The 23,885-nt window shown below is 37.2% G+C and carries 23 protein-coding genes and 2 pseudogenes; 16 read left to right on the top strand and 9 right to left on the bottom strand.

Annotated features, from left to right (window positions below):
• Position 1: 1 nt before the first annotated feature.
• The 3 genes from rbsC (at position 2) to NSA47_RS05020 (ending at position 2,920) form a co-directional block, all read left to right on the top strand.
• On the top strand, positions 2 to 967 hold the full coding sequence (gene rbsC, locus NSA47_RS05030) for a ribose ABC transporter permease (RefSeq protein ID WP_257529819.1): 966 nt from the start codon (positions 2 to 4) through the stop codon (positions 965 to 967).
• Positions 968 to 1,044: 77 nt separating this feature from the next.
• A complete protein-coding gene (rbsB, locus tag NSA47_RS05025; protein ID WP_257529818.1) occupies positions 1,045 to 1,983 on the top strand; it encodes a ribose ABC transporter substrate-binding protein RbsB in 939 nt (312 codons plus the stop codon).
• 145 nt (positions 1,984 to 2,128) lie between these two features.
• Positions 2,129 to 2,920 (top strand): methyl-accepting chemotaxis protein, encoded by a 792-nt coding sequence (locus tag NSA47_RS05020; RefSeq protein ID WP_257529817.1) that lies wholly within the window; start codon positions 2,129 to 2,131, stop codon positions 2,918 to 2,920.
• A 113-nt stretch (positions 2,921 to 3,033) separates the two neighbouring features.
• On the opposite strand, the gene NSA47_RS05015 is transcribed toward NSA47_RS05020, so the two are convergent.
• The 4 genes and pseudogenes from NSA47_RS05015 to NSA47_RS05000 all read right to left on the bottom strand — a co-directional run bounded on the left by NSA47_RS05015 (position 3,034) and on the right by NSA47_RS05000 (position 7,296).
• A complete protein-coding gene (locus NSA47_RS05015) occupies positions 3,034 to 4,698 on the bottom strand; it encodes a CotH kinase family protein (protein WP_257529816.1) in 1,665 nt (554 codons plus the stop codon).
• Positions 4,699 to 4,710: 12 nt separating this feature from the next.
• Positions 4,711 to 5,406: pseudogene (locus NSA47_RS05010) on the bottom strand (DUF4956 domain-containing protein).
• A 22-nt stretch (positions 5,407 to 5,428) separates the two neighbouring features.
• The gene (locus NSA47_RS05005; RefSeq protein ID WP_257529815.1) at positions 5,429 to 6,115 is read right to left on the bottom strand and encodes a polyphosphate polymerase domain-containing protein; all 687 of its coding nucleotides are present in this window, start codon (positions 6,113 to 6,115) and stop codon (positions 5,429 to 5,431) included.
• A gap of 80 nt (positions 6,116 to 6,195) precedes the next feature.
• Positions 6,196 to 7,296: a S1C family serine protease gene (locus tag NSA47_RS05000; protein ID WP_257529814.1), complete on the bottom strand. Its 1,101-nt coding sequence runs from the start codon at positions 7,294 to 7,296 to the stop codon at positions 6,196 to 6,198.
• Positions 7,297 to 7,508: 212 nt separating this feature from the next.
• Here NSA47_RS05000 and NSA47_RS04995 point away from each other — a divergent pair, with 212 nt between their 5' ends.
• Positions 7,509 to 8,180: a response regulator transcription factor gene (locus NSA47_RS04995; RefSeq protein ID WP_257529813.1), complete on the top strand. Its 672-nt coding sequence runs from the start codon at positions 7,509 to 7,511 to the stop codon at positions 8,178 to 8,180.
• A 1-nt stretch (position 8,181) separates the two neighbouring features.
• Positions 8,182 to 9,405 carry a sensor histidine kinase gene (locus tag NSA47_RS04990; RefSeq protein ID WP_257529812.1) on the top strand — a complete coding sequence of 408 codons (1,224 nt, stop codon included), beginning with the start codon at positions 8,182 to 8,184 and terminating at the stop codon, positions 9,403 to 9,405.
• Between the two features lie 134 nt (positions 9,406 to 9,539).
• Here NSA47_RS04990 and NSA47_RS04985 read toward each other — a convergent pair whose 3' ends face one another.
• Genes NSA47_RS04985 through NSA47_RS04975 form a run of 3 tightly spaced genes read right to left on the bottom strand, consistent with a single transcriptional unit; the run spans position 9,540 to position 11,385 of the window.
• Positions 9,540 to 10,325 carry a hypothetical protein gene (locus tag NSA47_RS04985; RefSeq protein WP_257529811.1) on the bottom strand — a complete coding sequence of 262 codons (786 nt, stop codon included), beginning with the start codon at positions 10,323 to 10,325 and terminating at the stop codon, positions 9,540 to 9,542.
• On the bottom strand, positions 10,319 to 11,017 hold the full coding sequence (locus NSA47_RS04980) for an ABC transporter ATP-binding protein (RefSeq protein ID WP_257529810.1): 699 nt from the start codon (positions 11,015 to 11,017) through the stop codon (positions 10,319 to 10,321). Before NSA47_RS04980 ends, NSA47_RS04985 begins: the two co-directional genes overlap by 7 nt.
• Positions 11,014 to 11,385, bottom strand: coding sequence for a GntR family transcriptional regulator (locus tag NSA47_RS04975; protein WP_257529809.1), 372 nt, complete (start codon positions 11,383 to 11,385; stop codon positions 11,014 to 11,016). Before NSA47_RS04975 ends, NSA47_RS04980 begins: the two co-directional genes overlap by 4 nt.
• A gap of 428 nt (positions 11,386 to 11,813) precedes the next feature.
• Between NSA47_RS04975 and NSA47_RS04970 the strand changes: the two genes are divergently transcribed.
• A complete protein-coding gene (locus tag NSA47_RS04970; RefSeq protein WP_257529808.1) occupies positions 11,814 to 13,076 on the top strand; it encodes a uracil-xanthine permease family protein in 1,263 nt (420 codons plus the stop codon).
• Between the two features lie 50 nt (positions 13,077 to 13,126).
• Here NSA47_RS04970 and NSA47_RS04965 read toward each other — a convergent pair whose 3' ends face one another.
• Together NSA47_RS04965 and NSA47_RS04960 are read right to left on the bottom strand one after the other, a co-directional pair.
• On the bottom strand, positions 13,127 to 13,333 hold the full coding sequence (locus NSA47_RS04965; RefSeq protein ID WP_257529807.1) for an alpha/beta-type small acid-soluble spore protein: 207 nt from the start codon (positions 13,331 to 13,333) through the stop codon (positions 13,127 to 13,129).
• Between the two features lie 92 nt (positions 13,334 to 13,425).
• Positions 13,426 to 14,814: a sodium:solute symporter family protein gene (locus tag NSA47_RS04960; protein ID WP_257529806.1), complete on the bottom strand. Its 1,389-nt coding sequence runs from the start codon at positions 14,812 to 14,814 to the stop codon at positions 13,426 to 13,428.
• Between the two features lie 374 nt (positions 14,815 to 15,188).
• Here NSA47_RS04960 and NSA47_RS04955 point away from each other — a divergent pair, with 374 nt between their 5' ends.
• From NSA47_RS04955 to NSA47_RS04910, 10 genes and pseudogenes are all read left to right on the top strand, one after another.
• The gene (locus tag NSA47_RS04955; RefSeq protein WP_257529805.1) at positions 15,189 to 16,550 is read left to right on the top strand and encodes a TRAP transporter large permease subunit; all 1,362 of its coding nucleotides are present in this window, start codon (positions 15,189 to 15,191) and stop codon (positions 16,548 to 16,550) included.
• A gap of 12 nt (positions 16,551 to 16,562) precedes the next feature.
• Positions 16,563 to 16,829 (top strand): hypothetical protein, encoded by a 267-nt coding sequence (locus tag NSA47_RS04950; RefSeq protein ID WP_257529804.1) that lies wholly within the window; start codon positions 16,563 to 16,565, stop codon positions 16,827 to 16,829.
• Between the two features lie 127 nt (positions 16,830 to 16,956).
• Positions 16,957 to 17,316: an encapsulin-associated ferritin-like protein gene (locus NSA47_RS04945; protein ID WP_257529803.1), complete on the top strand. Its 360-nt coding sequence runs from the start codon at positions 16,957 to 16,959 to the stop codon at positions 17,314 to 17,316.
• A gap of 17 nt (positions 17,317 to 17,333) precedes the next feature.
• On the top strand, positions 17,334 to 18,125 hold the full coding sequence (locus NSA47_RS04940) for a family 1 encapsulin nanocompartment shell protein (protein WP_257529802.1): 792 nt from the start codon (positions 17,334 to 17,336) through the stop codon (positions 18,123 to 18,125).
• A 308-nt stretch (positions 18,126 to 18,433) separates the two neighbouring features.
• Positions 18,434 to 18,922 (top strand): VanZ family protein, encoded by a 489-nt coding sequence (locus NSA47_RS04935; protein WP_257529801.1) that lies wholly within the window; start codon positions 18,434 to 18,436, stop codon positions 18,920 to 18,922.
• Positions 18,923 to 19,080: 158 nt separating this feature from the next.
• Entirely contained in the window at positions 19,081 to 21,129 is a 2,049-nt protein-coding gene (locus NSA47_RS04930) for a methyl-accepting chemotaxis protein (protein ID WP_257529800.1), read from the top strand.
• Between the two features lie 225 nt (positions 21,130 to 21,354).
• On the top strand, positions 21,355 to 21,801 hold the full coding sequence (locus NSA47_RS04925) for a Fur family transcriptional regulator (RefSeq protein ID WP_257529799.1): 447 nt from the start codon (positions 21,355 to 21,357) through the stop codon (positions 21,799 to 21,801).
• Entirely contained in the window at positions 21,798 to 22,334 is a 537-nt protein-coding gene (rbr, locus tag NSA47_RS04920) for a rubrerythrin (RefSeq protein WP_257529798.1), read from the top strand. Before NSA47_RS04925 ends, rbr begins: the two co-directional genes overlap by 4 nt.
• A 208-nt stretch (positions 22,335 to 22,542) precedes the next feature.
• Entirely contained in the window at positions 22,543 to 23,604 is a 1,062-nt protein-coding gene (locus NSA47_RS04915) for an ABC transporter substrate-binding protein (protein ID WP_257529797.1), read from the top strand.
• Between the two features lie 166 nt (positions 23,605 to 23,770).
• Positions 23,771 to 23,881: pseudogene (locus NSA47_RS04910) on the top strand (hypothetical protein); the annotation flags it as partial.
• Between the last annotated feature and the right edge of the window lie 4 nt (positions 23,882 to 23,885).

Below are 23,885 nucleotides of genomic sequence, written 5' to 3'. Positions count from 1 at the left end.
AATGAAGATATCCTTAAAGGAAAGATCGTGGAAAGATATTTTATCCAAAAACAAGCCATTGATTGTATTATTCTTTTTGATTATTGTGATGAGCATACTAAATGATCGATTTTTAACTTGGTCAAATATTTTAACCGTATTAAGACAGACTTCCATCAATGCAGTTATTGCTACAGGCATGACTTTCGCCATACTTATCGGGGGGATTGATCTTTCGGTAGGATCGGTTTTAGCCATTTGTGGAGCCATTGCGGCTAGTCTCATATCCTCTGGGATGAATATTGTAGTTGTCATCATCATTACTTTATTGTTGGGATTAGCCGTAGGAATAATCAATGGTCTTTTCATCAGCAAGGGGAGATTACAGCCCTTTATTGCTACCTTGGGTACCATGACTTTATTAAGGGGATTTACTTTGGTATTTACCCAAGGAAAACCTATTCGTGCTGGTGGAGCCCAAGGTTCTGCTATCTTTTCTAAGATTGGAACAGGATATTTATTTCGTATTCCTATTCCCGTGTACATTATGATTATTGTATTTATTATCGCCTATTATATTTTAAATCATATGAGAATTGGTCGATATACCTATTCCTTAGGCTCCAATGAAGAAGCCACGATGTATTCAGGGATTAAGACCGATAATATAAAACTATTTGTTTATGGATTCTCAGGCTTATTATCTGCCTTAGCAGGCATTATTGTCACAGCAAGACTGGGATCAGCACAGCCAACTGCAGGAGTAGGCTATGAATTAGATGCAATAGCTGCGGTGATCATTGGCGGCACTAGCATGTCTGGCGGTATAGGGACAATCTATGGAACGGCTATAGGAGCCTTAATCATAGGGATTTTAAATAATGCCCTAAATCTTTTGCAAGTTTCATCCTACTATCAGGACGTGGCAAAGGGGGTAGTCATATTAATTGCGGTTCTATTGGATAGAAAGCAAAAACTATCCCAATAGGAGTAGACACTGTACAAGAATTTAACCCCTAGTAGGGTTAAAGATAAATCAAATTATAAGGAAAGAGGAGGAGGAAAATGAAAAGGATCAAAAAGGTATTCGCATTATTATTGATATTGGTTTTAGCGGTTGGTTTCTTTGGGTGTAGCAATGAACAAGGAGATAAGGCTCCAGAGGGAGAAGAATCAACTGCGGGAGAACAAAGTAGTGCTAAAATTGGTCTTGTGGTTTCCACATTAAACAATCCTTTCTTTGTAGATTTAAGGGATGGGGCCCAAGCCAAAGCAGATGAATTAGGTGTGGAGCTTGTAGTCCTTGACTCCCAAGATGACGCGGCAAAAGAACTTGCAAATGTAGAAGATCTTATTACGCAAAAAGTTGATTTGATTATGATTAACCCAACTGATTCAGATGCAGTAGGTAGTGCAGTAGCAGCAGCTAATGAGGCAGGAATTCCTGTGGTCACCCTTGACCGATCCGCAAGCTCTGGGGAAGTTGTTGCCCATATCGCTTCAGACAATGTGGCAGGAGGAGAAATGGCAGGAGAATTTATTATTGAGAAATTAGAAGGTGCTGGTAAGGTTGTTGAATTAGAAGGAATTCCAGGAGCATCAGCAGCCAGAGAAAGAGGAGAAGGATTCAACAAAGCTATTGGGGAGAGCGATATTGAAGTAGTGGCAAAACAAACTGCAAATTTTGATAGGGCAGAAGGGCTTTCAGTAATGGAAAATATTTTACAGGCCCAACCAGAGATTGACGCAGTATTTGCTCATAATGATGAAATGGCTCTAGGTGCATTGGAAGCAATTAAGTCCTCTGGTAAAGAGATCATGGTTGTAGGATTTGACGCAACAGATGACGCCGTTGCAGCAGTAAAGGATGGCAGTATGGCAGCAACCGTACAACAGCTTCCAAAGGAGATTGGAGGCCAAGGTGTAGAAGCAGCTATGAAGGTGATCGCTGGGGAATCCTTAGAAGATTATATTCCTGTAGATTTAGCACTTGTTAAAGAATAGAGCAATAATTTGGAGAATAAAATAGGTATTTTACTGTACTCCATCTAAAGAACTTCTAGAATTTTGAAGGGTTTTTAGATAAAATGTCTAATAAGATAAAATATCTAGCGCAATAAATAAGAGACTATCTAAGGGGGAAGATCTTGTGAAGGTAATCATTATAGGTGGAGGACAGGGAGGAAGTTCTATCCTAAAAACACTAAAAAAAATGAGAGATATTGAAATAGTAGGGATAGTAGATGTAGATGAAAATGCACCAGGAATAAGACTAGCCCGGGATTTGGGGATATCCCATAGTGATAGCATTAGGGAGATGTTAGCGGAAAAGGTAGATCTAATTATTGAAGTTACAGGAAGCCACAAGGTAACAGAGGAAATCAATTTACATAATATCCATCATGCGGAAATTATCCGCAGCACGGCGGCTAAGGTAATGACTATTCTTGTGGGCAATGAAGAAGAACTCACCAATCAATTAGAAGTGCAAATGAATGAAATAAGGAATATTGGTCAAGTCACAGAACAAAGTGTGGCAAAGATGCATGATAGTATAGAGCAGACGACGGCTCTTAGCAATAAGCTTAATCAATTTGCCGATATTACCCTACAACATGTGCAGGAGACCGACCAGATCATTAAATTTATCAACAAGATAACTCGCCAGACCAATGTTCTAGGTCTAAATGCCTCTATAGAAGCTGCCCGAGCAGGAGAGCATGGAAAGGGTTTTGCTATTGTAGCAAAGGAAGTACAAAAGCTGGCTGCTAATAGTGAAGAATTTACCAAGAAAATAACAGAAATCTTAGGGAAGATTAGCGAAGAAGTCTTCTCTATTCATAAAGAAGTGGATCAACTGAATGATATTTCTCAAAATCAACATGAGGTAGGGCTAGAACTAGAAAGGGCAACAAAGGAATTGGCGACATCTTTAAAATAATTTTAATCAATATAAAACCTTCGGGATAACTCCGAAGGTTTTATATGGATGGGGAATTCCTTCATTGCCAATAGGATATTTTGGAGGATATAGTCCTCTCTCCATCATAAGTTTTATGCTTTGGAAGTTCCTTTAAGATACTTATATCTCTTAAATTGTTTCACATAGACTATAGCAACGATCATAATCAAAATACAGAATAGCACGATAAATCTTTCCTTCTGGCCCTTTTTTTCCATACCTCTACCAAAGGTGCCTTGCCCTCTTATAGGATTTTTATTTTGATGATTTTCTTCTCTAAGGTTTCTATCCTGAACTTGGCCAGGTCCATTCTCAGGAGGTTGGGGAGATTTATCTTGATTAAATTTCTCTCGATTTTCAAAGTTGGGAGGTCCGGATTTTTCATTGGGTGCAAAGGCAGCAGCTTCTTTAGGCATATCATCAGGTCTATCTCCTCCACCACCCATACTACCAAGGGCCTTTAAGTCCAAAGCTACCGTACCAGCTGTTGCTTCTCCTTCTAATTGGGCAAGAACACTATTGGCTCTTAGTTTCCCAAATTCTTTTAATACGGGGAGGGAAGCTTTATACTCTTCATAGGGATAAAAAGCAGTAGCATCATTTTTAACATATTCATTAATTAGACCATCTACCTGATCAATGGTTGCCTTAAATAGTCCGCTTTTAAAATAAAGCTGAACAGCTTCTTCTAAATAGTGGTTATACCTTTCCTTATACTCTGGAACCTCAAGGAGCTTACTCATCAAGGGATAGTTTTCTGCACTTCCACTATAGGGCCTATCAATAGCTAGATCCACCGCCTGTTGTGCTCCCTCAACTTGGAATCCAGCAAAGGACATATTTAAGTCCCATGGGAAAACGGAAAAAATCCCATTTTTCTCATATAAGAGATAGTTATGATGAAAATTACTAATATAACTATCTTGATTTACCAATAGGGTATTTACTGCAAAGTATCTAAGGATTTCATCCACATCTAAATATTTCTCTAAGTCTATTCCCTCATTAAGGTGCTTAATCATTTCAACTACCTTGTCAAAATCTCTAGAGGTAATCTCTGTTTGAGCGTTATCCTTAATTCCTTGATAATTAGAATGTTTTTCATCTACCCACATAAGGGATGACCCCTTATCCTCTGGCTTATAAAGATTTCCATAATCTTGCTCAAAATTTCTCTTTAAAAAGCTCTCTTTGGTACCCTCTACAGCAAGATAAAGCCCCCAGGGTTCATCATTGATACGGATATTGGAAAAGGCATATAAGGGCGTTGTAATTCCCATTTTTTCAAATAAATCATAAGAAAGGTATTCCTTCATATAGGTTGTATCGCTCATCATATTATTGATCACTAGCTCATCTAACCCATAATAGCTTTGTTCCTTTACATATTTGTCAAATTTTATTTTAAAGCTAAATCGATTGGTGGTATTGTCTCTAGCGACCATACTCAGACTAGAGTTCCCCTTGGGGCGTATACCAACATTATAAAAGGTTTCGCCATTAATGGTGATGTCTGCATTTCTATATTCTTCATTTGTAGCATTTTCAAGAATCCAATCCCAATCGGTTTTGTCCATTTGTATATTTATTTCAGCTACCTTATCTTTATTAAACAAAAGATGGGCATATTCTGCTGGGGTAGTTGAGCTTGAAGTAACTTCTAGACTTTTAGGAGATAGGATGAAAAACAAGGTTAAGCCTATTCCCACAGTCATTCCTAGGATAATTATTCTATTGATATATTTATTTTCTAGCATTGCTCCCTCCTCCTAGGACATATATTCTCCGTTATAGCTTACAAGTACAGCGTTGCTGACTCCTTCAATTCTACTTAAACCATTGACAAAATCTGTTGACATATTTTAAAGTCGAACTTCTATGGACAACTCTATCTGACTTTCAGAGGATAGGGTCTTTGATTTTACTACATATTTATTTACTTTCGTCTTAACAAACTCCATTACATTATTTTCACTTTTATCCCCGGCCATATTCACAAGCAGAATATAGGGGTTGTCAGTACTTTTTTTGTTCACAAATACCAGTAACACTATTCCTATAAATAAGGAGCCCAGTACTGCAAGGGGGATAAGGCCTGCACCAAGAACAATTCCAACACTTATAGACCAAAATAAAAAGGCTATATCAATGGGCTCCTTTACAGCAGATCTAAACCTTACAATAGAAAGTGCACCTACCATACCTAAAGAGAGCACTACATTGGATGTAATAGCGAGTATGATAAAGGTTGTAATCATTGTCATAGCCATCAGTGAAGCGCCAAAGTTAATGGAATACATCACGCCTTTAAAGGTCTTTTTGTACACTAAAAATATAAATAGACCTAATACAAAGGCTAGTCCCATGGCAAGGACCATGTCTAAAAGAGAAAAGGATGAAACTTTTTCAAGAAAACTTGATTTGAAAATATCATTAAAAGTAGTAGGTTGATTTGTTGGATTCATTTTCCGCCTCCATAATTTTTGATTAGCCATATAATCGACTGGCTGCATATTTGGATACTGAGATGCTTCTATGTTCGTTTGTTTGTAGGATATCGCTGATTATTCCGGGTAAAAATTCATCATATTTCACCTCCAAAATATGATATCCTGAAGGATATATCTCCATTGTAGGTAAAACAGGATTAAGCAAATCCTTAGAAAAAAGCCCAGTTTTTATATGACCATCTATAGTAATTCTTACATTTCCAGGCTCATATCTGTAGGCCTCCCTGGTATAGTCTACTAATGTTTTAGGCTGTAAAACTTCATTTTTCATTTTCATATAAAGCTCTAAAATCAGTGGATTCTCTGAATTTGACATCCAAGAGAGATCCCCTTTGAGGATTGCTTTGCACTGTTCATCACTTATTTGTATAGCTTCTTTTAATGTTAATCCCCTTATCTTACTTTTTTTCTCCAGTTTAATAAAGGAGGAATCATCGTTGTAAAGGCGTATTCTAAATTTTTCTCGTTTCCCTGTGCCATTTAGCTTTTCTAAAAGAGCCTTATCATAAGGATTATCAAAGTATAAACTTCTAACTTTATATTTTCCATCCTTTAAGGCAAAGTCATCTGGTTTCATAATATGCTTTAGCCTGCTTCTCACAATATAGCTATCTAAAGTGTTAATACAGTGCTTTATTTCATGCCTGAATTTTAATTGATCCATTTTCTCACCCCTAGTATAATTGTTATTTGTATTTACTTTACTTCACTGATCTTAATTCAGTCTTAAATGAAGCCCTTGGGCTAATGGGTAAATTGCTTTAGGGTTAAGTTAATTTCCAGTTTATTTCTACCCCTGCTTACTATAATGCTTATGGTATCTCCAACTTTATGCTGATCAATTATTTTATTAAATTCTGCCAGGGTACTTACCTCTGTCCCTTCAACACTTTCTATGAAATCCCCAGGTTGAAATTGACGAGCATCATCCGTTGCTTGTAAAACATATAAACCTAGTCTTTGTATTTTATAGAGCATAGCTGTCCTTTCATTGGATACATCGATTAAGGATAATCCAGTATCAACTCTGCCTTGTACATATCCATGGGCGATGAGATCTTCAGCCACTTTTTTTACTGTGTTTGCGGGAATGGCAAAGCCTAATCCCTCTATATCAGAGCCGCTGGATTTGGCATTAACAATTCCAATGAGTTTTCCATATTGATTAAACAATCCCCCACCTGAGTTTCCAGGGTTAATGGCTGCTGAGGTTTGCAGTAAATTCATGGTTTCTCCATCAATAACAATGTCTCTATTTAATGCAGATATAATGCCTTCTGTTACCGTTCCTCCTAATTCCCCTAGAGGATTTCCTATGGCAATAACCGATTCTCCTACTGCTAATTTGGAGGAATCTGCATATTGGACGGGCTGTAAATCCGTAGCCTTTATTTTGAGCACGGCTAAATCGGTTTTGGCATCTGTGCCAATAAGGGTTGCCGCATAATTTTTTCCATTGGTAGTGGTAACGGTGATTTTATTTGCATCACTTATAACATGGTTGTTGGTTACGATATATCCATCTTTGGATAAAATTACCCCACTTCCAGCACCTTCAGAAATATATTGTCTCATTCTAAGGCCTCCCGTTACGGTTTCGGTAGTAATTTCAACCACAGAGTTTGTAGCAAAGTCGGCTATTTCAGAATAAGACAGGGCTTCCCCTGAAGTATTTTTTGTGTTCTTTAATGATATATTATTGTTTAAGATGCTTTCCTCTGATACAGTAGCTTTTGAATACAAATGCTGTCCAAAGTATGCCCCTATAAACCCGGCAATGCCCGATAGAAAAATGGGACCTATAATGAGTAAAGCTATGGTGAGTCTTTTAAAGCTCTTTGTCATATCTAAAACCTCCATCCTCGATTGAAAAATGATTTACATGGGATGCCTACGGGATAAACATCCTTTTGCTTCCTGATCCTACGCTTATCTTATAATGGAATCCTTAATTCAGTCTTAAATGGAAGATTTTTGTATCTATAGTCCATTTAAAATTGTTTTAAGGTAGATATGATATAATGCTAATAAATATTTTTAAAAGGGCGTGATGGGGTATGAAAGCATTGTTAGTTGAAGATGAAAAGCAATTGTCTGAAGCCTTAATACAAATCTTAAAGAAAAACAAATATACAGTAGACGGAGTCTATAATGGGGAAGATGGACTAGATTATGCTTTAACGGGGATTTATGATGTGATCATTCTTGACATTATGCTGCCTAAACTCAGTGGACTTGAAATATTAAAAAGGATACGACAGGAAAATATATCTACTCCCGTGATCATGCTTACCGCTAAGGGGGAAATATCAGATAAAATAAGGGGATTAGACTGTGGAGCAGATGACTATCTCCCAAAGCCATTTTCTACTGAAGAACTGTTGGCAAGGTTAAGAGCATTAGCTAGAAGAAAAGGGGAAGTGATCAAAGATGAGACCTTATCCTTTGAAGATTTTTCCCTAAATTTGTCTACTTACCTTCTTGAGGGAGAAAAAAATAGTATAAAACTTACGGCTAAGGAAGTGGAAATTCTTAAATATTTTCTACTTAGACCGGGAAGGGTAGTGAATAAAGAAAATCTATTAGTAAAGATATGGGGCTATGAATCAGAAGCAGAGAATAATAATCTGGAGGTTTATATCTCCTTCCTAAGGAAGAAGTTTCAGTATATAGGTACAAAAGCTAAAATATCTACCCTCAGGGGAGTCGGTTACAAATTGGAGGCATAATATGTTTAAAACCTTACAACGAAAATTTGTTATGATTAATATGTCACTATTAACCTTTGTCTTTGTGGCTATTTTTGCTGCAATCTATATACTCACTGCCTTCAATAGTCAACGGCAACTGACCTTTACACTAAATCAAGTGATGAATATGCCTCCTAAACTCTCTCCCATTGAATCTAGAATGGCTACAAGTTTACTAGTGGAGTTAAATAACAATAATGAATTGATTGTGTTTTCTTCATTTATTACCATGGAGGAGGAAGTTATTAAGGAGGCAGTTTCTAAGGCTATAGAAGTGAATAAGAGTTCTGGGAAAATTAAAGTAGGAAATTATAAATATTCTTTCTTAAAGGAGGAAGTACCCTTTGGCATAAAAATAGCCTTCGTGGATAGAAAGCCTATGGAAGAAAATCTAAAGAACATGCTAAGGATATTTATTGTTTCGGGAATGGGAAGTTTAATTTTATTATTCTTAATTAGTCTTTACTTAGCCAAGCGAACCATCCAGCCTATTAAGGAAACCTTTGAAAAGCAAGAACAGTTTATTGCCGATGCCTCCCATGAACTGAAAACTCCTCTAGCGATTATTAACACAAATTTATCTGTAATTGCCTCAAATCCAGAGGAAAAAATAAACAGCCAGGCAAAATGGTTAGGTTTTATACAGTCTCAAACAGAAAGAATGTCAGAGTTGATCAATGATTTGTTGTCCTTGGCAAAAATGGATGGGCTTAAACAACCCCTCCTTATGCAATCTTTCAATTTAAGCAATATTTTAGAGGGAGTGTTGTTATATTTTGAAGCCTCTATCTTTGAAAACAATATTATATTCAAGAGTCATATTGAAAAAAATATATCCTTATATGGGGACAAGGACAGTCTTGAGCGAGTCATAAATATATTGATAGATAATGCCATTAAAAATACGCCTTCCCAGGGGTCAATTTTTGTAAATTTACTCTCTAAGAAAAACATGATAGAAATGGAAATTAAAAATACTGGTAAGGGAATTTCACCAGAAAATATTGATAAAGTATTTGAACGATTTTTCCGTGAAGATTCTTCCCGGGCGAGGGAAAGTGGAGGCTATGGTCTGGGGTTAGCCATAGCCAAATCCATTATCCAGAAACATGATGGAAAAATTTATGTTGAAAGTAATGTAGGGGTAGATACTACTTTTGTTGTGAAACTACCCAAGGAAAAGAATAAGGGATCATTGCATTAAGACTTTCATGATTTTTTTACTGAATTCTATAAACAATTGGTAATTTAAAAGGTCATAGAGATGAAGATGTTAAGGATAATCATAAAACCTCGAAGAATTCTTCGAGGTTTTTTGTAGAAAAAGGCAATTGTTTTTTAGTCTAGGTTGAGTTTTTTATCTAAAATATGGTAGGTTGCTCCATAAGAAACTATACATCCAATGAAAACAGTAAGGATGACTATTGGAAAAGCTACTTGAGGAAGAGTAGATATTAAATAGGTATCTTGAAAAATAAAATAACCAGAAGTAGCAAGTACTATCAGGAGAAACAATTGTATAGCCATATAAAATACAGCATAAGAGACAAAAGATGCCACTAGCTTCTGCTTAGTAAACAATTGACCTACGGCAATGGCGATATACACCAATAATATATTGAAAGTCAAACTTAAGAGGGCAAGTATAGTAAATTCTATACAGAGTAACACCCAATTGCCACCAAAACTAGCATTTAATGCTTCAAAGGTTGTTGATATAACCTCTATAAACAAAGAGATATTATCCATAGTCCCAAAGACGATAAATAGAGAAATCAATACCGCCATCAAGCTAGTAAAAAACCAAAATAAAGTCATCAGCAATTTAGAGAGAATTAATTCATGGGTTTTTACCGGTAGGGTAAACATTAAATATCCCTCACTGCTTAAAAGATTTTTGTAAAATCGTATAATCATGAAAAGAACTGTAATCACTAAAATAGCAATACTTAATATTATTTGTACAGAGGTGAAAAAATTAGTAATGATTTGAATAAGACCCTCATCCATACTTAAATGAAGGGTAAAGCGATTGATCACAGAGATACATACAAGAACCAGATACAAAGGAAAGAATATTCTTGAGGTAGCCTTAAATTCATGCTTCATTAATCTTCCTAACATTTAAATACCTCCCTAAATAGAGAATCGATGGATTTTCCTTCCTTTAGTCGAATATCGTCTACAGATGAATGTAGGGTGATATTACCATCCTTCAGAAAAACTACCTCATCTAAAATCTTTTCAATATCGGAAATAAGATGGGTGGAAATCAAGATGGTGGACTTTTCTCGATAATTTGAAAGAATGGTATTTAGAATATAATCTCTAGAGGCAGGATCCACACCTCCTATAGGTTCATCCAAACAATAAAGGTCGGCTTCTCGACTCATGACCAAAATCAATTGTACTTTTTCTTTGGTTCCCTTGGACATAGTTTTTAATTTTTGCTTGGGATCAATGTGGAGATCAGTTAACATACCATAAGCTCTTTCTTTATCAAAGTCTTGATAAAAATCTTGGAAAAAATCCATGACCTGATCTACTCTCATCCAATCAGCCAAATAAGTTTTTTCTGGTAAATAAGAGACCCGTTTTTTTGTAGCAATCCCTGGTTCTACTCCGCAAACTTCGATCTTTCCCATATCCGGCACTAAAAGGCCGCTGATTAATTTAAGTAAAGTGGTTTTTCCACTGCCATTGGGGCCTAATAGTCCAATAATGCGTCCTCTTTCTAAAGTAAGATCTACATTGAAAAGGGCAGTAAAACCCGTATATCTTTTGGTAATGTCTTGACATGTTAAAATAGGATTCATTCCTTCATCTCCTTTACAGTTTTTGTCATCATCTCTAAGGTTTCATCATTTTCTAAACCCAATTGCTTCATTTTTTCCAAAAAGTCCATAATGAGCTCCTGAGCGGATTGCCTTTTTAACTCCTTAATCATTTCTAAATCAGAAGTAATATATCTACCATTGGTACGCTGGGTGTAGATTAAATGGGTCCGTTCTAATTCAGATAAAGCTCTTTGCATAGTATTAGGATTCACCCTAGCCTCTGCCGCCAGATCCCTTACCGAGGGTAACCGATCTCCAGGACGGAAAAGACCAGAGACGATCCCTGCTTGTATTTGTTCAATGAGTTGAATATAAACCGGACGCTCTGAGTCAATATTCCATTTCACTATAACAACTCCTTTCCCATCACTACTGTATTATTGTATTAATCATCTAATACAATAATACATAATATTTCCTAGAAATGCAATAGATTTTTTCATGCTATTTCTTATGGGCCATAAAGGAAACTAGGGCAAAGCCTTAATCCCTTTCAACAACCCAGCCCTGGATGTCTTTCAATAATTATGCTTACAAGAAGCAACAATTCTTTTACCTCCTATATGCTAGGATAGTGATGATCCTAAATACCTTTATAATCGTTAGAAAGGGAAAATTATGGGTAGATAATACAATACCAGCAGAAAATCTTTCACTTCTATTTAAGCCTAATATCATGGGTTATTGTATTATTCACAGGAGGTACTTGGGATTCTTATTTTGAGATGAAAGTATAATCTGCTCACACAAACTGTTCTAATAAGGAGGGACAAAAGTGAAAAAACAAAAGGTTGTTACAAGAAATGCGCCCATTGAAGATATCAGCACCTTGGGACCAGTAAAGAGCGTAGCTTTGGGGATACAACACGTATTTACTTTATTTGCTTCCACAGTATTGGTACCTATTTTGACGGGACTTGATGTAGGGGTAGCTCTCATTATGTCGGGTATTGGAACCTTACTTTTCCACTTCATTACCCAAGGGAAGGTGCCAGCCTATCTAGGTTCATCTTTCTCCTTTATCGCCCCTTTGATTTTTGCAGGAGAGTTATATGGCCTTGACTATGCTAGAGGAGGCATTGTCATAGCAGGACTTATTTATGTTATTGTAGCTTTGCTGATTTCTGTTTTCGGAGTGGAGAAAATTCTTCGGTTTTTCCCACCTATTGTCACCGGGCCTATTATCATCGTCATTAGTATGACCCTAGCACCTAATGCCATAAACATGGCCTCTCAAGACTGGTTATTGTCCTTAGTTACTTTGGCGGTGATCATTAGTGTAGCTATGTTTGGAAAAGGATTTATGAAAATCGTTCCCGTTATTATGGGACTTATTGCTGGTTACGTACTGGCTGCTGTTTTGGGTAGGATAGATTATACTCCCATTGTAGAAGCTGCATGGATAGGAATGCCAAACTTTGCCTTACCGAAGTTCAATGCAGGTTCCATCGCCATTATAGCACCTATTGCGTTGGTCACTATTGTGGAACATATCGGGGATGTGTTGGCTATGAGTGGAGTGGTGAGAAAAGAATTGTCCGTAGATCCAGGTCTTACGAGAACACTTATGGGAGATGGGGTTGCTACATCTATATCAGCCTTATTTGGAGGACCAGCCAATACCACATACTCACAAAATACAGGAGTAGTGGCTTTGACTAAGGTGTTCGATCCCAAAGTCATGCGAATTGCCGCCGTTATTACCATTTTAATTGGATTGGTTCCAAAGCTAAATGCCTTTACTAGCACCATCCCTTCACCAGTTATTGGAGGAGCAGTCGTCGTACTCTTTGGAATGATAGCATCTATAGGGGCTAGAACTCTTGTGAACAATCAAGTGGATTTTTCGAAAACAAGAAATATGATTATTGCCGCTGTTATATTGGTCTTTGGTTTAGGGGGAGCTGTCATTGAAATAAAAATTGGCTTAGTGGACATCAAACTAGTAGGAATGGCCTTAGCTGCTATTGTAGGAATATTCCTAAATGCCATTTTGCCAACAGAGGTAGAAGATGAAGAAGAAGCATCCATGATGTAGTGAGAAAATTTAAAACCGAGGGGATTGGCCCCTCGGTTTTTTCCTGTAGATTATTCATCAATTAAATTTTTTTCAAATTCTTCTATCATCTTTTTGGTCATCATTCCTCCGATAGGTCCTCCAGTGGCTCCGTTTACCCTAGAGGATGTATTGCCTTGATATTTCCCATCTAAGCTTATCCCTATTTCACTGGCAAATTCCATTTTCAATTTATCCAGTGCTGCTTTAGCCTCTGGCACTAAGGGTCTTTTTCCCATAATGAACACCTCCTTGTAATGCTTAGTCTGATTCTTTCAGAACAAAAACATACTGGAAGTGCTTCCCTTCACAGGGAGTGTGTGCAGATCATTTAGAATTTCTTTTTTCTATTTTGTGTCCCTAAACTTACAACAATCAAAACCAATATGGCCAAGGGGCCAGCAATCAATATACTGTTTAAATCTCCAGGGGTCTTTAAAAGGACATCCCAGACAAGTACCGTACCGCCACCGACTATGATCGAGGAAAGACCCCCTGCTTTAGTAGCTTTTTTCCAAAATAGAGCCCCTAATAATGCTGGAGTAATTGCCGCTCCATACATGGAATAGGCATACATCTGTATATCCAAGATAGAGGGGAAGAAAGTTCCGATAACGAGTGCAAATAATGCCAATAGGATAATGCAAACCCTTATGGCGACAATTTTTTCTTTATCTGTAGCCTTAGGTCGAAATAGCCTTACCCAAATATCATAGATGACATTGGTAGAGGCCGATAATAAATAAGAGTCGGCAGTGGTGACAAATAAAGCCACAGAGCAGGCAATAATAAGACCGCCCACTATGGTAGGTAAGCCCATGGCCACCTGAAGAAATGCTGTATCAGGATTTTCTAGATTAGGGAAAAGTACGATGCTGGTGGCAACTAAAGCGATGACCAGAAAGTCCAATAGTAGGGCTAAACCGAATAATCCAAAACCAGATCGAGTGGCCTCCTTAGGATCCTTAGCCGCACCAAAACGCTGGTATATATTTTGTTCTCCCAACACCAAAAATATTACAGGTAACATATATCCAATCAATTGAACATTGCTTAGTCCTCCTGTAACTGTAGTTTTTTCTGCAGGCAAAGCAGCTAGTAGGGCGGATAACCCTCCAGCTTGACTGACAGCAAGGGGAAGGCCAATGATCATGGCGGCAAATATAATTAATGTTCCTATAGCATCCGTATAGGCTACAGAAACTAAGCCCCCTACAACGGATATAAAAACAATAAAAACTGCACTGATAAATGTTCCCAAGGGTACGCTAATACCTGTAACCAGGTTTAATATATAACCTCCCGCTGTAAACTGATAGGACACTATCCCTATATAAGCCAGAACAATACATAGAGCGACGATTGTCCTTGCAACTACACCATACTTCTCTTCTATCAATTCAGGAAGGGTATAACTTACCTTTTCCCGAATACGTTTTGCTAAGAATAATGCAATTAAGAGCAACCCTACGGGCTCCCCTATCAAAAAGAAGATGGCGGCTATGGGTCCCCGTTCATAGATGAAGTTTGCCGTACCTGTAATCATGCCACTACCCATCCAGGTGGCAAGTAGTGTGCCCACTAATACAGGAAAGGGCAGTACCCGTCCAGCAGTGACAAAATCATCGCTATTGGTAATAAATTTTTTATTTAAATACCAACCGTATATTGAAATACCTACTAAATATGCTATGATAAAAATTAAATATGTAGTTTCCATGTTTACACTCCTAAATAGTTTCTTTTAAATGACCAAGTCATGTTAAAGATTTTATTCATTAAGATATTCTTCCCCACCTCCTATAATTATTATTTCCCTTTCACACCACGATCATTACAAATATTTGCTAAAAGTAAATTTATTTTTTGTGAAAGGACAATTATTTAACAATAATATTATTGTAACATATTTTGATGAAAAAATAAAAATAGACATAGGAAACCTAGCTTTCAGAGTAAAATATATATGGAATAGAAAAAATTGATAAAATGTAATCGTTATAGTATAATGAATAAAAGGCCCTAAGGGCAAAAACTCTTAGGGCCTATTTTTTATCTTTAATTTTCTGAAAATTAAGTAAAGGGGGGTTAGATATGCCAGTAGAATTAATATATTTGTTGGCATTGCTTGTTACCATTGTGGTTGTATTTATTGTAATGAAAAGACCCATATATGAAGCCATGTTTATTGGTTATGGGGTAATGATTGTTGTGTTGGGGAGATATGACAAGTTCATAGAATTTTTGGTAAAACCAGCTACCAATACTTTGTTTTATGCTATTGTAGCTTTTTTATCCTTAGCCTTTATCTTTGGTAAGACCAATGTGGTCAATGCCATTATCGATTTTGTATTGTCCATAGTGGGTAGACTTAGTGGAGGAGCTGGCTATGTAAGTCTGGTTTCCAGCACATTTATGGCGGCTTTATCGGGGACAGGTCCTGGCAATGTGGCGGCTACAGGGGTATTCACCATACCTGCTATGATTAGAACAAAATTCCCTAGGGCCTTAGCTGCTACTGTAGAGATGTCTGCCAGTTCTTTAGGTCCTATGATTCCCCCCTCTGGCACCATTCTTTTGGCCTTTGGGGTTTTGGATGCCTTGGAGCCTGGGAAATACCCCCTATCTAGCTTTTGGATAGCTGTTTGGGTCATCGGAATATATTTCATTTTACAAAGGCTAATCACTTTATTTTTATTCTGTAAATACTATAAAGTAGAGCCTGTACCCAAAGAAGAATTACCTGATTTTAAAGAAACCATCAAAAAAGGATGGAAGGCCCTATTGGTGCCAGTGATTATCTTTTTACCTTTATATTTAGATTTCAAATTTGGCAGTACTTTTTTTACCGCTAGACTCGGGGAAGAAGGGGCTAAAGCCTTTTCCAGTAGCGTCATCCTCTTTACTCCCGGAGTAGCTGCCCTTTATTCTTTATTTATTAGTAGGGATAGTATAGAAGGAGGGCTTAGTTTTTCAGGGATGTTAAATCTTTTTAAAGACGGCATCAGGCAAATCACTCCTGTGGCGGCCACTGTTTACTTTGCTTACTCCATTTCATACCTTTATGGAGAGGCCAATGTAGGGGCTTCTCTAGGAGAATATGTCCAATCCTTTCACATGTCCAAGATGCAATTGGCCATATTCATTCCTCTACTGACGACATTTTTAGGAATGATTTTACCGGGATCTTCCCAAATTGCTATATTTGGGGCAGGCATTGTGGGCACCTTAACGGCTGTGGGCGTTAATCCTATTATCGCTGCTGCCATGCTTCCTGCCATAACAGGAGCTTTAGAAGGGATGACACCTCCCCTGGCCCTAGCCATGTATGCTGCTATGGGTATAGCAGAGTCCAATATAAAAGAAACCAGTAAACTTGCTTATATTTGGGTATTGGCCCATCTAACGGTGGCTATACTTATCCTCATGGGACTATTACCAGTTTTCTTTATTTAAGGAGGGAAAAAAATGTTTACATCTATAGAACGTGTTTTGAAATATATATTTAGCTTGTTTATTTTGATTTCTCTCTTAGGAGGAGGTATTGTTTTTATCCTATTTGTCGTGGCCATTATTGCAGGAGGAGAGAGGGGAAGCACAATGGCTATCTATGCTGCCAGTGGGATTATGCCTCTATTTATCAAGATAGCTGCCCTAGCTATTATTGTGGGTTTATTTTATCTTTATTTAACCAAAAGTCACTCTCTATCTTTACAGGATGAAAAGAATAGATAGAGCTATGCATTTTTATGGATAAAAAACGTTATATTTTAGCATTATATTGATTATATTATAAAGGAGTTGGGTATTAGAATAATTAAGTTGGTAATAAATTACATACAATGTGAGGAGGAGAATGTAAATGTCACAATATCATGAGCCAGTAGAGTTGCTCGATGAAAAGGCAAGGGATATCAGCAGAGCATTAAACAGTTTAAAGGAAGAGGTTGAAGCTGTAGATTGGTACAACCAGAGGGTAAATGCATCTAAAGATGAAGAATTAAAAGCCATCATGGCCCATAATCGAGATGAGGAAATTGAACATGCCTGCATGACCCTTGAGTGGCTAAGAAGAAATATGGGGGGCTGGGATGAAGAGTTAAGTACTTATTTATTTACTGAAGGACCTATTACCGAGTTGGAAGAAGCTGCTATGGGTGAAGAAACAGGAGAAAGCTCTTCTAGTTCAACCGGTGGACTTCAAATTGGAGATTTAAAATAAAGTAAGGAGGTTTTTTTATGGATATTTTAAAAAGAGGCTTAGCACCTATATCAGCAGAGGCATGGAGTGAAATTGATGAAAAAGCAGCAGAAGTTTTAAAAAGCCGTCTTTCTGCAAGAAAAGCTGTAAAGGTAGATGGACCTAAGGGATGGGACTATACAGTTATCCCTGAGGGGCGTCTTATCTTGAAAGAGGATGAAAAAGATGTAAAGACAGGGGTTTTCCAAGTGAAGCCCTTGGTAGAAGCCAGAGCTAGTTTCACCTTGAATCGTTGGGAAATGGATAATGTGGCCCGAGGAGCTCGGGATATTGACTTAGATAACTTGGAAGAAGCGGTAAGAAAGATTGCAGAATTTGAGGAAAATGCCGTTTACAAGGGTTATGAAGCAGGAAATATTCAAGGGCTTGATCAAAGCACCGCCCATAATATCATTCCCTTTGGCAATGATGACCAGGCCATCATGGATGCCCTTTCAGAAGGAGTAGTGACTTTGAAGGAGCACTATGTAGAAGAAGCCTTTACTTTAATTGTCGGAAAAGAAGCCTATAAGCGATTGCATAAAAAGTCCCAAGGATACCCATTAGTCAAGAGAATAGAGTCTTTATTGGGAGGAAAGGTTTTATACAGTACCGTGGTAGAGGGAGCTTATCTCATTCCATACAATCATGATGATTTGGAATTTACCATTGGCCAGGATTTCTCCATTGGATATGAAGGCCATGACGATAAAGAAGTAAGACTTTTTATCACTGAAACCTTTACCTTTAGAGTATTGGATGAAAATATTATTATAAAATATAGAGTATAAAAGAATTATTTTCACTCGTTGTGCTCGTTAAATGGAGAGTTTGCTTTGTACAGCTGAAAGTGTTTTAAATCAAGTGTTTGAGCGTAGCGAGTTTTTGATACTGCTGAAGGCAAATTTACAAGCTCTTAACCTTGGAACATGAGAAAATCGGAATTTAACTAGCACAACAGATTATTTTATAAGCATAGGTTTTACCCTAGAAGTTCTTGAGGATTTCCAGTAGAATAATCTAAAGAAGACCATCATGCATTGCCATGATGGTCTTCTTTAGATTATTGATAAATAAAAGGACTAGGGGTGTTTATACAATGATAAAATTTAAAAATAGAAAAACAAAAATTATACTTTCTTGGACGGGAGTTATTTTATGGATGGTGATGATTTTTGCTTTTTCTGCTCAACCAGCAAAACAATCAGCAGGTTTAAGTGCCAAAATAACCCAAAGCATAATATCTATAGTGGATAAAGTGATGCCCTTGGATCTAGATACCTTTATGACGGTACAAAGAGTAGAATATCTCCATCATATTATAAGAAAGATGGCCCATTTTTCAGTATATCTTGTATTGGGATTACTCCTAGTACATGCCCTGAGACAAAGTGGAGTAAAGGGATTTAAAATTTTTATTTTTGCCTTAATTTTATGTATTTCCTATGCTGCCTTCGATGAGATCCATCAATTATATATTCCAGGAAGAAGTGGGCAGGTAAGGGATGTTTTCATTGATAGCATGGGAGCTTTGACAGGCATTGCAGGATATGCTATGGCCTCCTGGAAAGTGAAAAGATCTAAATAAAAGGCCAGAAAAAGGATTATGTCAAAATTCCTAAAATTTTCACAAAATATGCCGATGATTTACTTGGATAACCAAATAAACAGACGAATACTAGGAATAAAACAAGCCTATTCTTAATATTCAAAACCTTATCATATATTTAAGAGGAGGAAACATTATTGAAAAACAAATTACTAAAAGGAAAGACTGGCTCTAGCTCTATTAGGATCCGATTATTGACCATACCTATCCTAGTGGTGGTATTGTCTATATTGTTGATAGGGGTAGCATCTTCTCTTTCCGCAAGGGCAAGCTTATTTAACGAGATGGACAGAAATGGAGACATTATTTTAGAAGAAATAGGCAGGCAGCTAGAGGGAAATACCAAAGCCTTAGAAATCATTAATGATTCCATAGAGCAACAGATTAGAATCGTAGCTACCTCTATAGGAGAAATCAAAGAAAATATTACTAACGAAAAAATAGCCCAGTTAGTAAAGGAGTATGGAATAGATCATATCAACTATTTTAATCCAGAAGGTTTTATCACCCATACCAATATTCCTGAGTATATGGGCTGGACCCCTGAAGAGGGACATGCCCTATATGACTTCGCCCATGGCAATGATAAAGAATTGATGGAGGATATTCGAATGAATACCACCAGCAATACATACTTTAAATACGGATATATAAGATATGACGATGGCACTTTTGCCCAAGTGGGTATAGATGCTGACCAAGTTAATCAGCTAACCCAACAGTTTGGCTATCAACAGCTGGTAGAGGATCTATCTGCCAATAATGAAGTTGATTATGCCCTATTTGTTGATCCCAATTTAAAGGCCATTGCCCATAGTGATAAAGAGAAAATTGGGTTAGATCTTTCGGGGAATAAAGGGGCCACAACGGCCATTAAAGAAGGCGAAATCTATACGGAAAGGTCTGTTTCTGAGGAGGACAAAACCTCTGTTTATGACATGTTTTATCCTGTGGTAGTTAATGGGGAGCAAGTAGGAGCTATTGATGTAGGTTTTTCCATGAAAAATATAAATACTGCTATCAATAGAAATATTCTCATTATTTCTATTGCAGGCCTAGTAGTTCTTCTTCTATTGGGAGCTATTTTATTTTCAAGTTCTAACTATGCTATAAAAACGATAAGACGATTGAAAGAGCAAATGAATCTTTTTGCTGGGGGTGACTTTAGCAATGAGGTATCAGAGGACTTGCTAAATAGAAAAGATGAATTTGGTGAAATAAGCAGGGCAGTAGATGCTATGCAAATATCCATAAGGGAGATTATAAAAAATGTATTGGATAAAGCCCAGATGGTAGCTGCCCATTCTGAGGAACTTACTGTGACGACGGGACAATCCTCCAAGGCAGCCGATGAGGTAGCCAATGCTATTGAGTCTATAGCCAGTGGCGCTAGTGAACAAGCAAAAGATACGGAGGAAGGTTTTGTATCGGTTACAGATCTTGGAAAGGTCATTATAAAAAATACAGACTATGTTAAAGATCTAAATGAGGCAACCTGGGAGGTTCGCCGGCTCAAGGATGAAGGGGCGGAATTACTTCAGGATTTAGTGGAAAAGACAGACATGAGTATGAAAGCTACAAAGGAAGTACAAGAGGTCATCTTAAATACCAATGAAAGTGCAGAAAATATTGTGAAAGCCAGTGAAATGATTAAAAGCATTGCAGAGCAAACCAATCTGTTGGCTTTAAATGCAGCCATTGAAGCAGCAAGAGCTGGAGAAGCAGGACGAGGTTTTGCTGTAGTGGCCGATGAAATCAGAAATCTAGCAGAGCAATCCAACCAATTTACAGGGGAAATAAGTACAATAATCAATGATCTTATCTATAAAACCTCCACTGCAGTGAAGACTATGGATGAAGTGGAAGAAATAGCAAAGTCTCAATCTTCAAGTGTGAATATGACCAGTCATAAGTTTGAAGGCATAGCCCAGGCTTTAGAAAACATGAGAGAGAGCCTAACAGCTGTCAATGATTCCAGTAAAGAAATGAGCGGGCAAAAAGAAAAAATTGTACAAATCATAGAGCATCTTGCAGCCATATCCCAGGAAAATGCAGCAGGTAGCCAAGAGGCGTCTGCATCTGTAGAGGAGCAAACTGCTTCTATGGTAGAGATATCCAACTCCAGCGAAGAGTTAGCCATAATAGCTGAGGAGTTAAATAGTCAAGTAGAAAGGTTTAAGATATAGACAAAAATCTGGAATGGGAAAGAAGAAAAAATAGAATATAAGGTAAAAGTATAGAGGGAATAAGGCAAAAACCCTAGAATGTTGTGATTGATCACAACATTCTAGGGTAAAAATTTTTTTGGAAAAAGATATTGACAAATCTTCATAGATGGATTAATATATAATTGTAATCATTACAAAGTAGTAATCATTACATAAATTCTTTTGGATGGAGGTTGAGGAGTTATGTTAGAGCAAAAACATTTAAAAGAGAATTTGATCTCTAGAAACATAAAACCTTCTTATCAAAGAATACAAATTCTTAAATATCTAATTAAAAATGCCACCCATCCTACTGTGGATGAAATTTATATGGCTTTGGTAGAGGAAATGCCCACACTTTCCAAGACCACTGTCTATAACACCCTAAAGCTTTTTGTAGATAATGGACTGGCTCGGGCGTTATCCATAGAGGATATCGAGGTAAGATATGATGGGGATGTACGTTCTCATGGGCATTTTAAGTGTATGAGTTGTAAAAAGATATTTGATTTTACTGTAGATATGGATAAATTTCTTACAGAGGAATTAAAGAATTTTACGATCCAAGAAAAAAATATATACTTTAAAGGAATCTGTAAGAAATGTAACTATAAAAACAATGAAGAACAAAAGGGAGGAGTAATAAAATGAAAGATTTAAAAGGAACTAAAACAGAACAAAACCTATGGGCTGCCTTTGCAGGAGAATCTCAAGCATCAACTAAATATGGATATTTTGCTAGCGTAGCGAAAAAAGAGGGCTATGAGCAAATCATGGATGTTTTCCAAGAAACACAAAAGAATGAAAAAGAGCACGCTAAGTTATGGTTCAAATATCTTCAAGGTATTGGAACTACTTCTGACAATCTAAAAGCAGCAGCAGAAGGAGAAAATTACGAATGGACGGATATGTACAAAGAGTTCGCTAAAGTAGCTAGAGAAGAAGGATTTAATGAAATTGCTGTAAAATTTGAAGGTGTTGGTAGAATAGAGAAGGAGCATGAGGAAAGATACAAAAAACTTCTAGAGAGAGTAGAAGAAGAAACTGCCTTTGTAGAAGAGGAGAAAATTGCTTGGAAGTGTAGAAACTGTGGACATATCCACTATGGAGAAAAAGCACCAAATCTATGCCCAGTTTGCGATCATCCAAAGGCTCATTTTGAAAGAAGAGCTCTTAATTATTAATAGATAGGGATTTGCTAAGATATCCCTTATAAAAAAGAGAAATCCTAAGATAGAATAGGATTTCTCTTTTTGTCATTTATCTTATATCTTATCTATTCTAAAAGTGTTCAGTATTTTCTACAAAGGTATAGTATTTTCAATTGTAAAAGAGAAAAAAAAACAATATTCTATAGATGTAAACTATTACATTTTAAGGGGGAAATAGGCAATGAAGTTTAAAAAGATACTCGCTACTGTTTTAGCCGTCATGCTTTTGGCAGGTCTTTTGATAGGCTGTGGTAGTAGCAATACTGATGGTGAGACAGGAGGCCAAGACCAAGAGGGTGCATCCAATGAAAATGCTGGTACAGTTACTGTATATAGTCCTCATAACGCTGAAGTAATCAATCCAATCGTAAAAGAATTTCAAGAGAGGACAGGAATTCAAGTAGATGTGGTGGCAGCAGGTACAGGGGAATTATTGAAAAGAGTGGAGGCTGAAAGTGGAAATTCCCTAGGAGATGTTATGTGGGGCGGTGGTGCAGAATCTTTAGATTCTTTTAAAGATTATTTTGAAGCCTACAAAACCACAGAGGATGATGTTATTCCGACTCATTTTAAAGATGCTGATAATGCCTGGACTGGATTTAGTGCTCTTCCTATGGTAATTATGTACAATAAAAACCTAGTAAAAGAAGATGAAGTACCTGCTTCTTGGGAAGACTTATTAGATCCCAAGTGGGAGGGAAAAATTGCTTTTGCTGATCCTGCAAAATCCGGTTCTTCTTATACAACGCTAGTAACCATGTTGGAGGCTCGTAAAGAAGATGGGAATGAAGGTTGGGATTTCATTAAGAAATTTGTAGAGAACTTAGATGGGAAAATCATCTCTGGTTCTTCAGGAGTATATACAGGAGTATCCGATGGAGAATATAGCCTAGGTCTTACTTTAGAAGAAGCAGCTATGCGGTATGTAAATGCTGGTGCCGATGTAGGCGTTGTATATCCATCCGAAGGGACTTCCGCTGTACCCGATGGTATAGCAGTAATTAAAGGGGCTAAAAATGAAGAAAATGCCAAGAAATTTGTTGATTTTGTAGTGGGTAAAGATGTACAAAACATCGTGGTGGAAGATTTTGCCCGTCGTTCTATCCGGACGGATATGGAAGCACCTGAAGGATTAGGACCAATTGATGATATTAAGCTAGTGGACTATGATTTCGCCTGGGCAGCCAGTAATAAAGAAGAAGTACTAGATAAATGGAAAAACATTGTTATAGGTAGAGAATAAAAACATTTAAAATCAAGGGACATTTAGAGAATGTCCCTTTTTACAACAAAGTGGTTAAGGCCGTACCAATCAAGTAGGAAAGTTTGGTCTTGAAGGGGCAAGACTAGCTTTTAAGCTTTAAAATAAAGGGGGCAGAAGAATGATTAAATGAGGGGTAGCAAGAAATGTTTGCACCACCCGCTTATTAGATCGTATTGCTCGGGAGTATGGAGTAGAAGCTTATGAAGTACCCGTGGGCTTTAAATATATAAGTGATTTTACTATATTATTTGGGTAGGGAG

The sequence above is a fragment of the Irregularibacter muris genome, assembly GCF_024622505.1.
GTDB lineage: Bacteria > Bacillota > Clostridia > Eubacteriales > Garciellaceae > Irregularibacter > Irregularibacter muris.
Note: the sequence above shows the minus strand (reverse complement) of the source record. Positions and strands in the feature narration are given on the sequence as shown.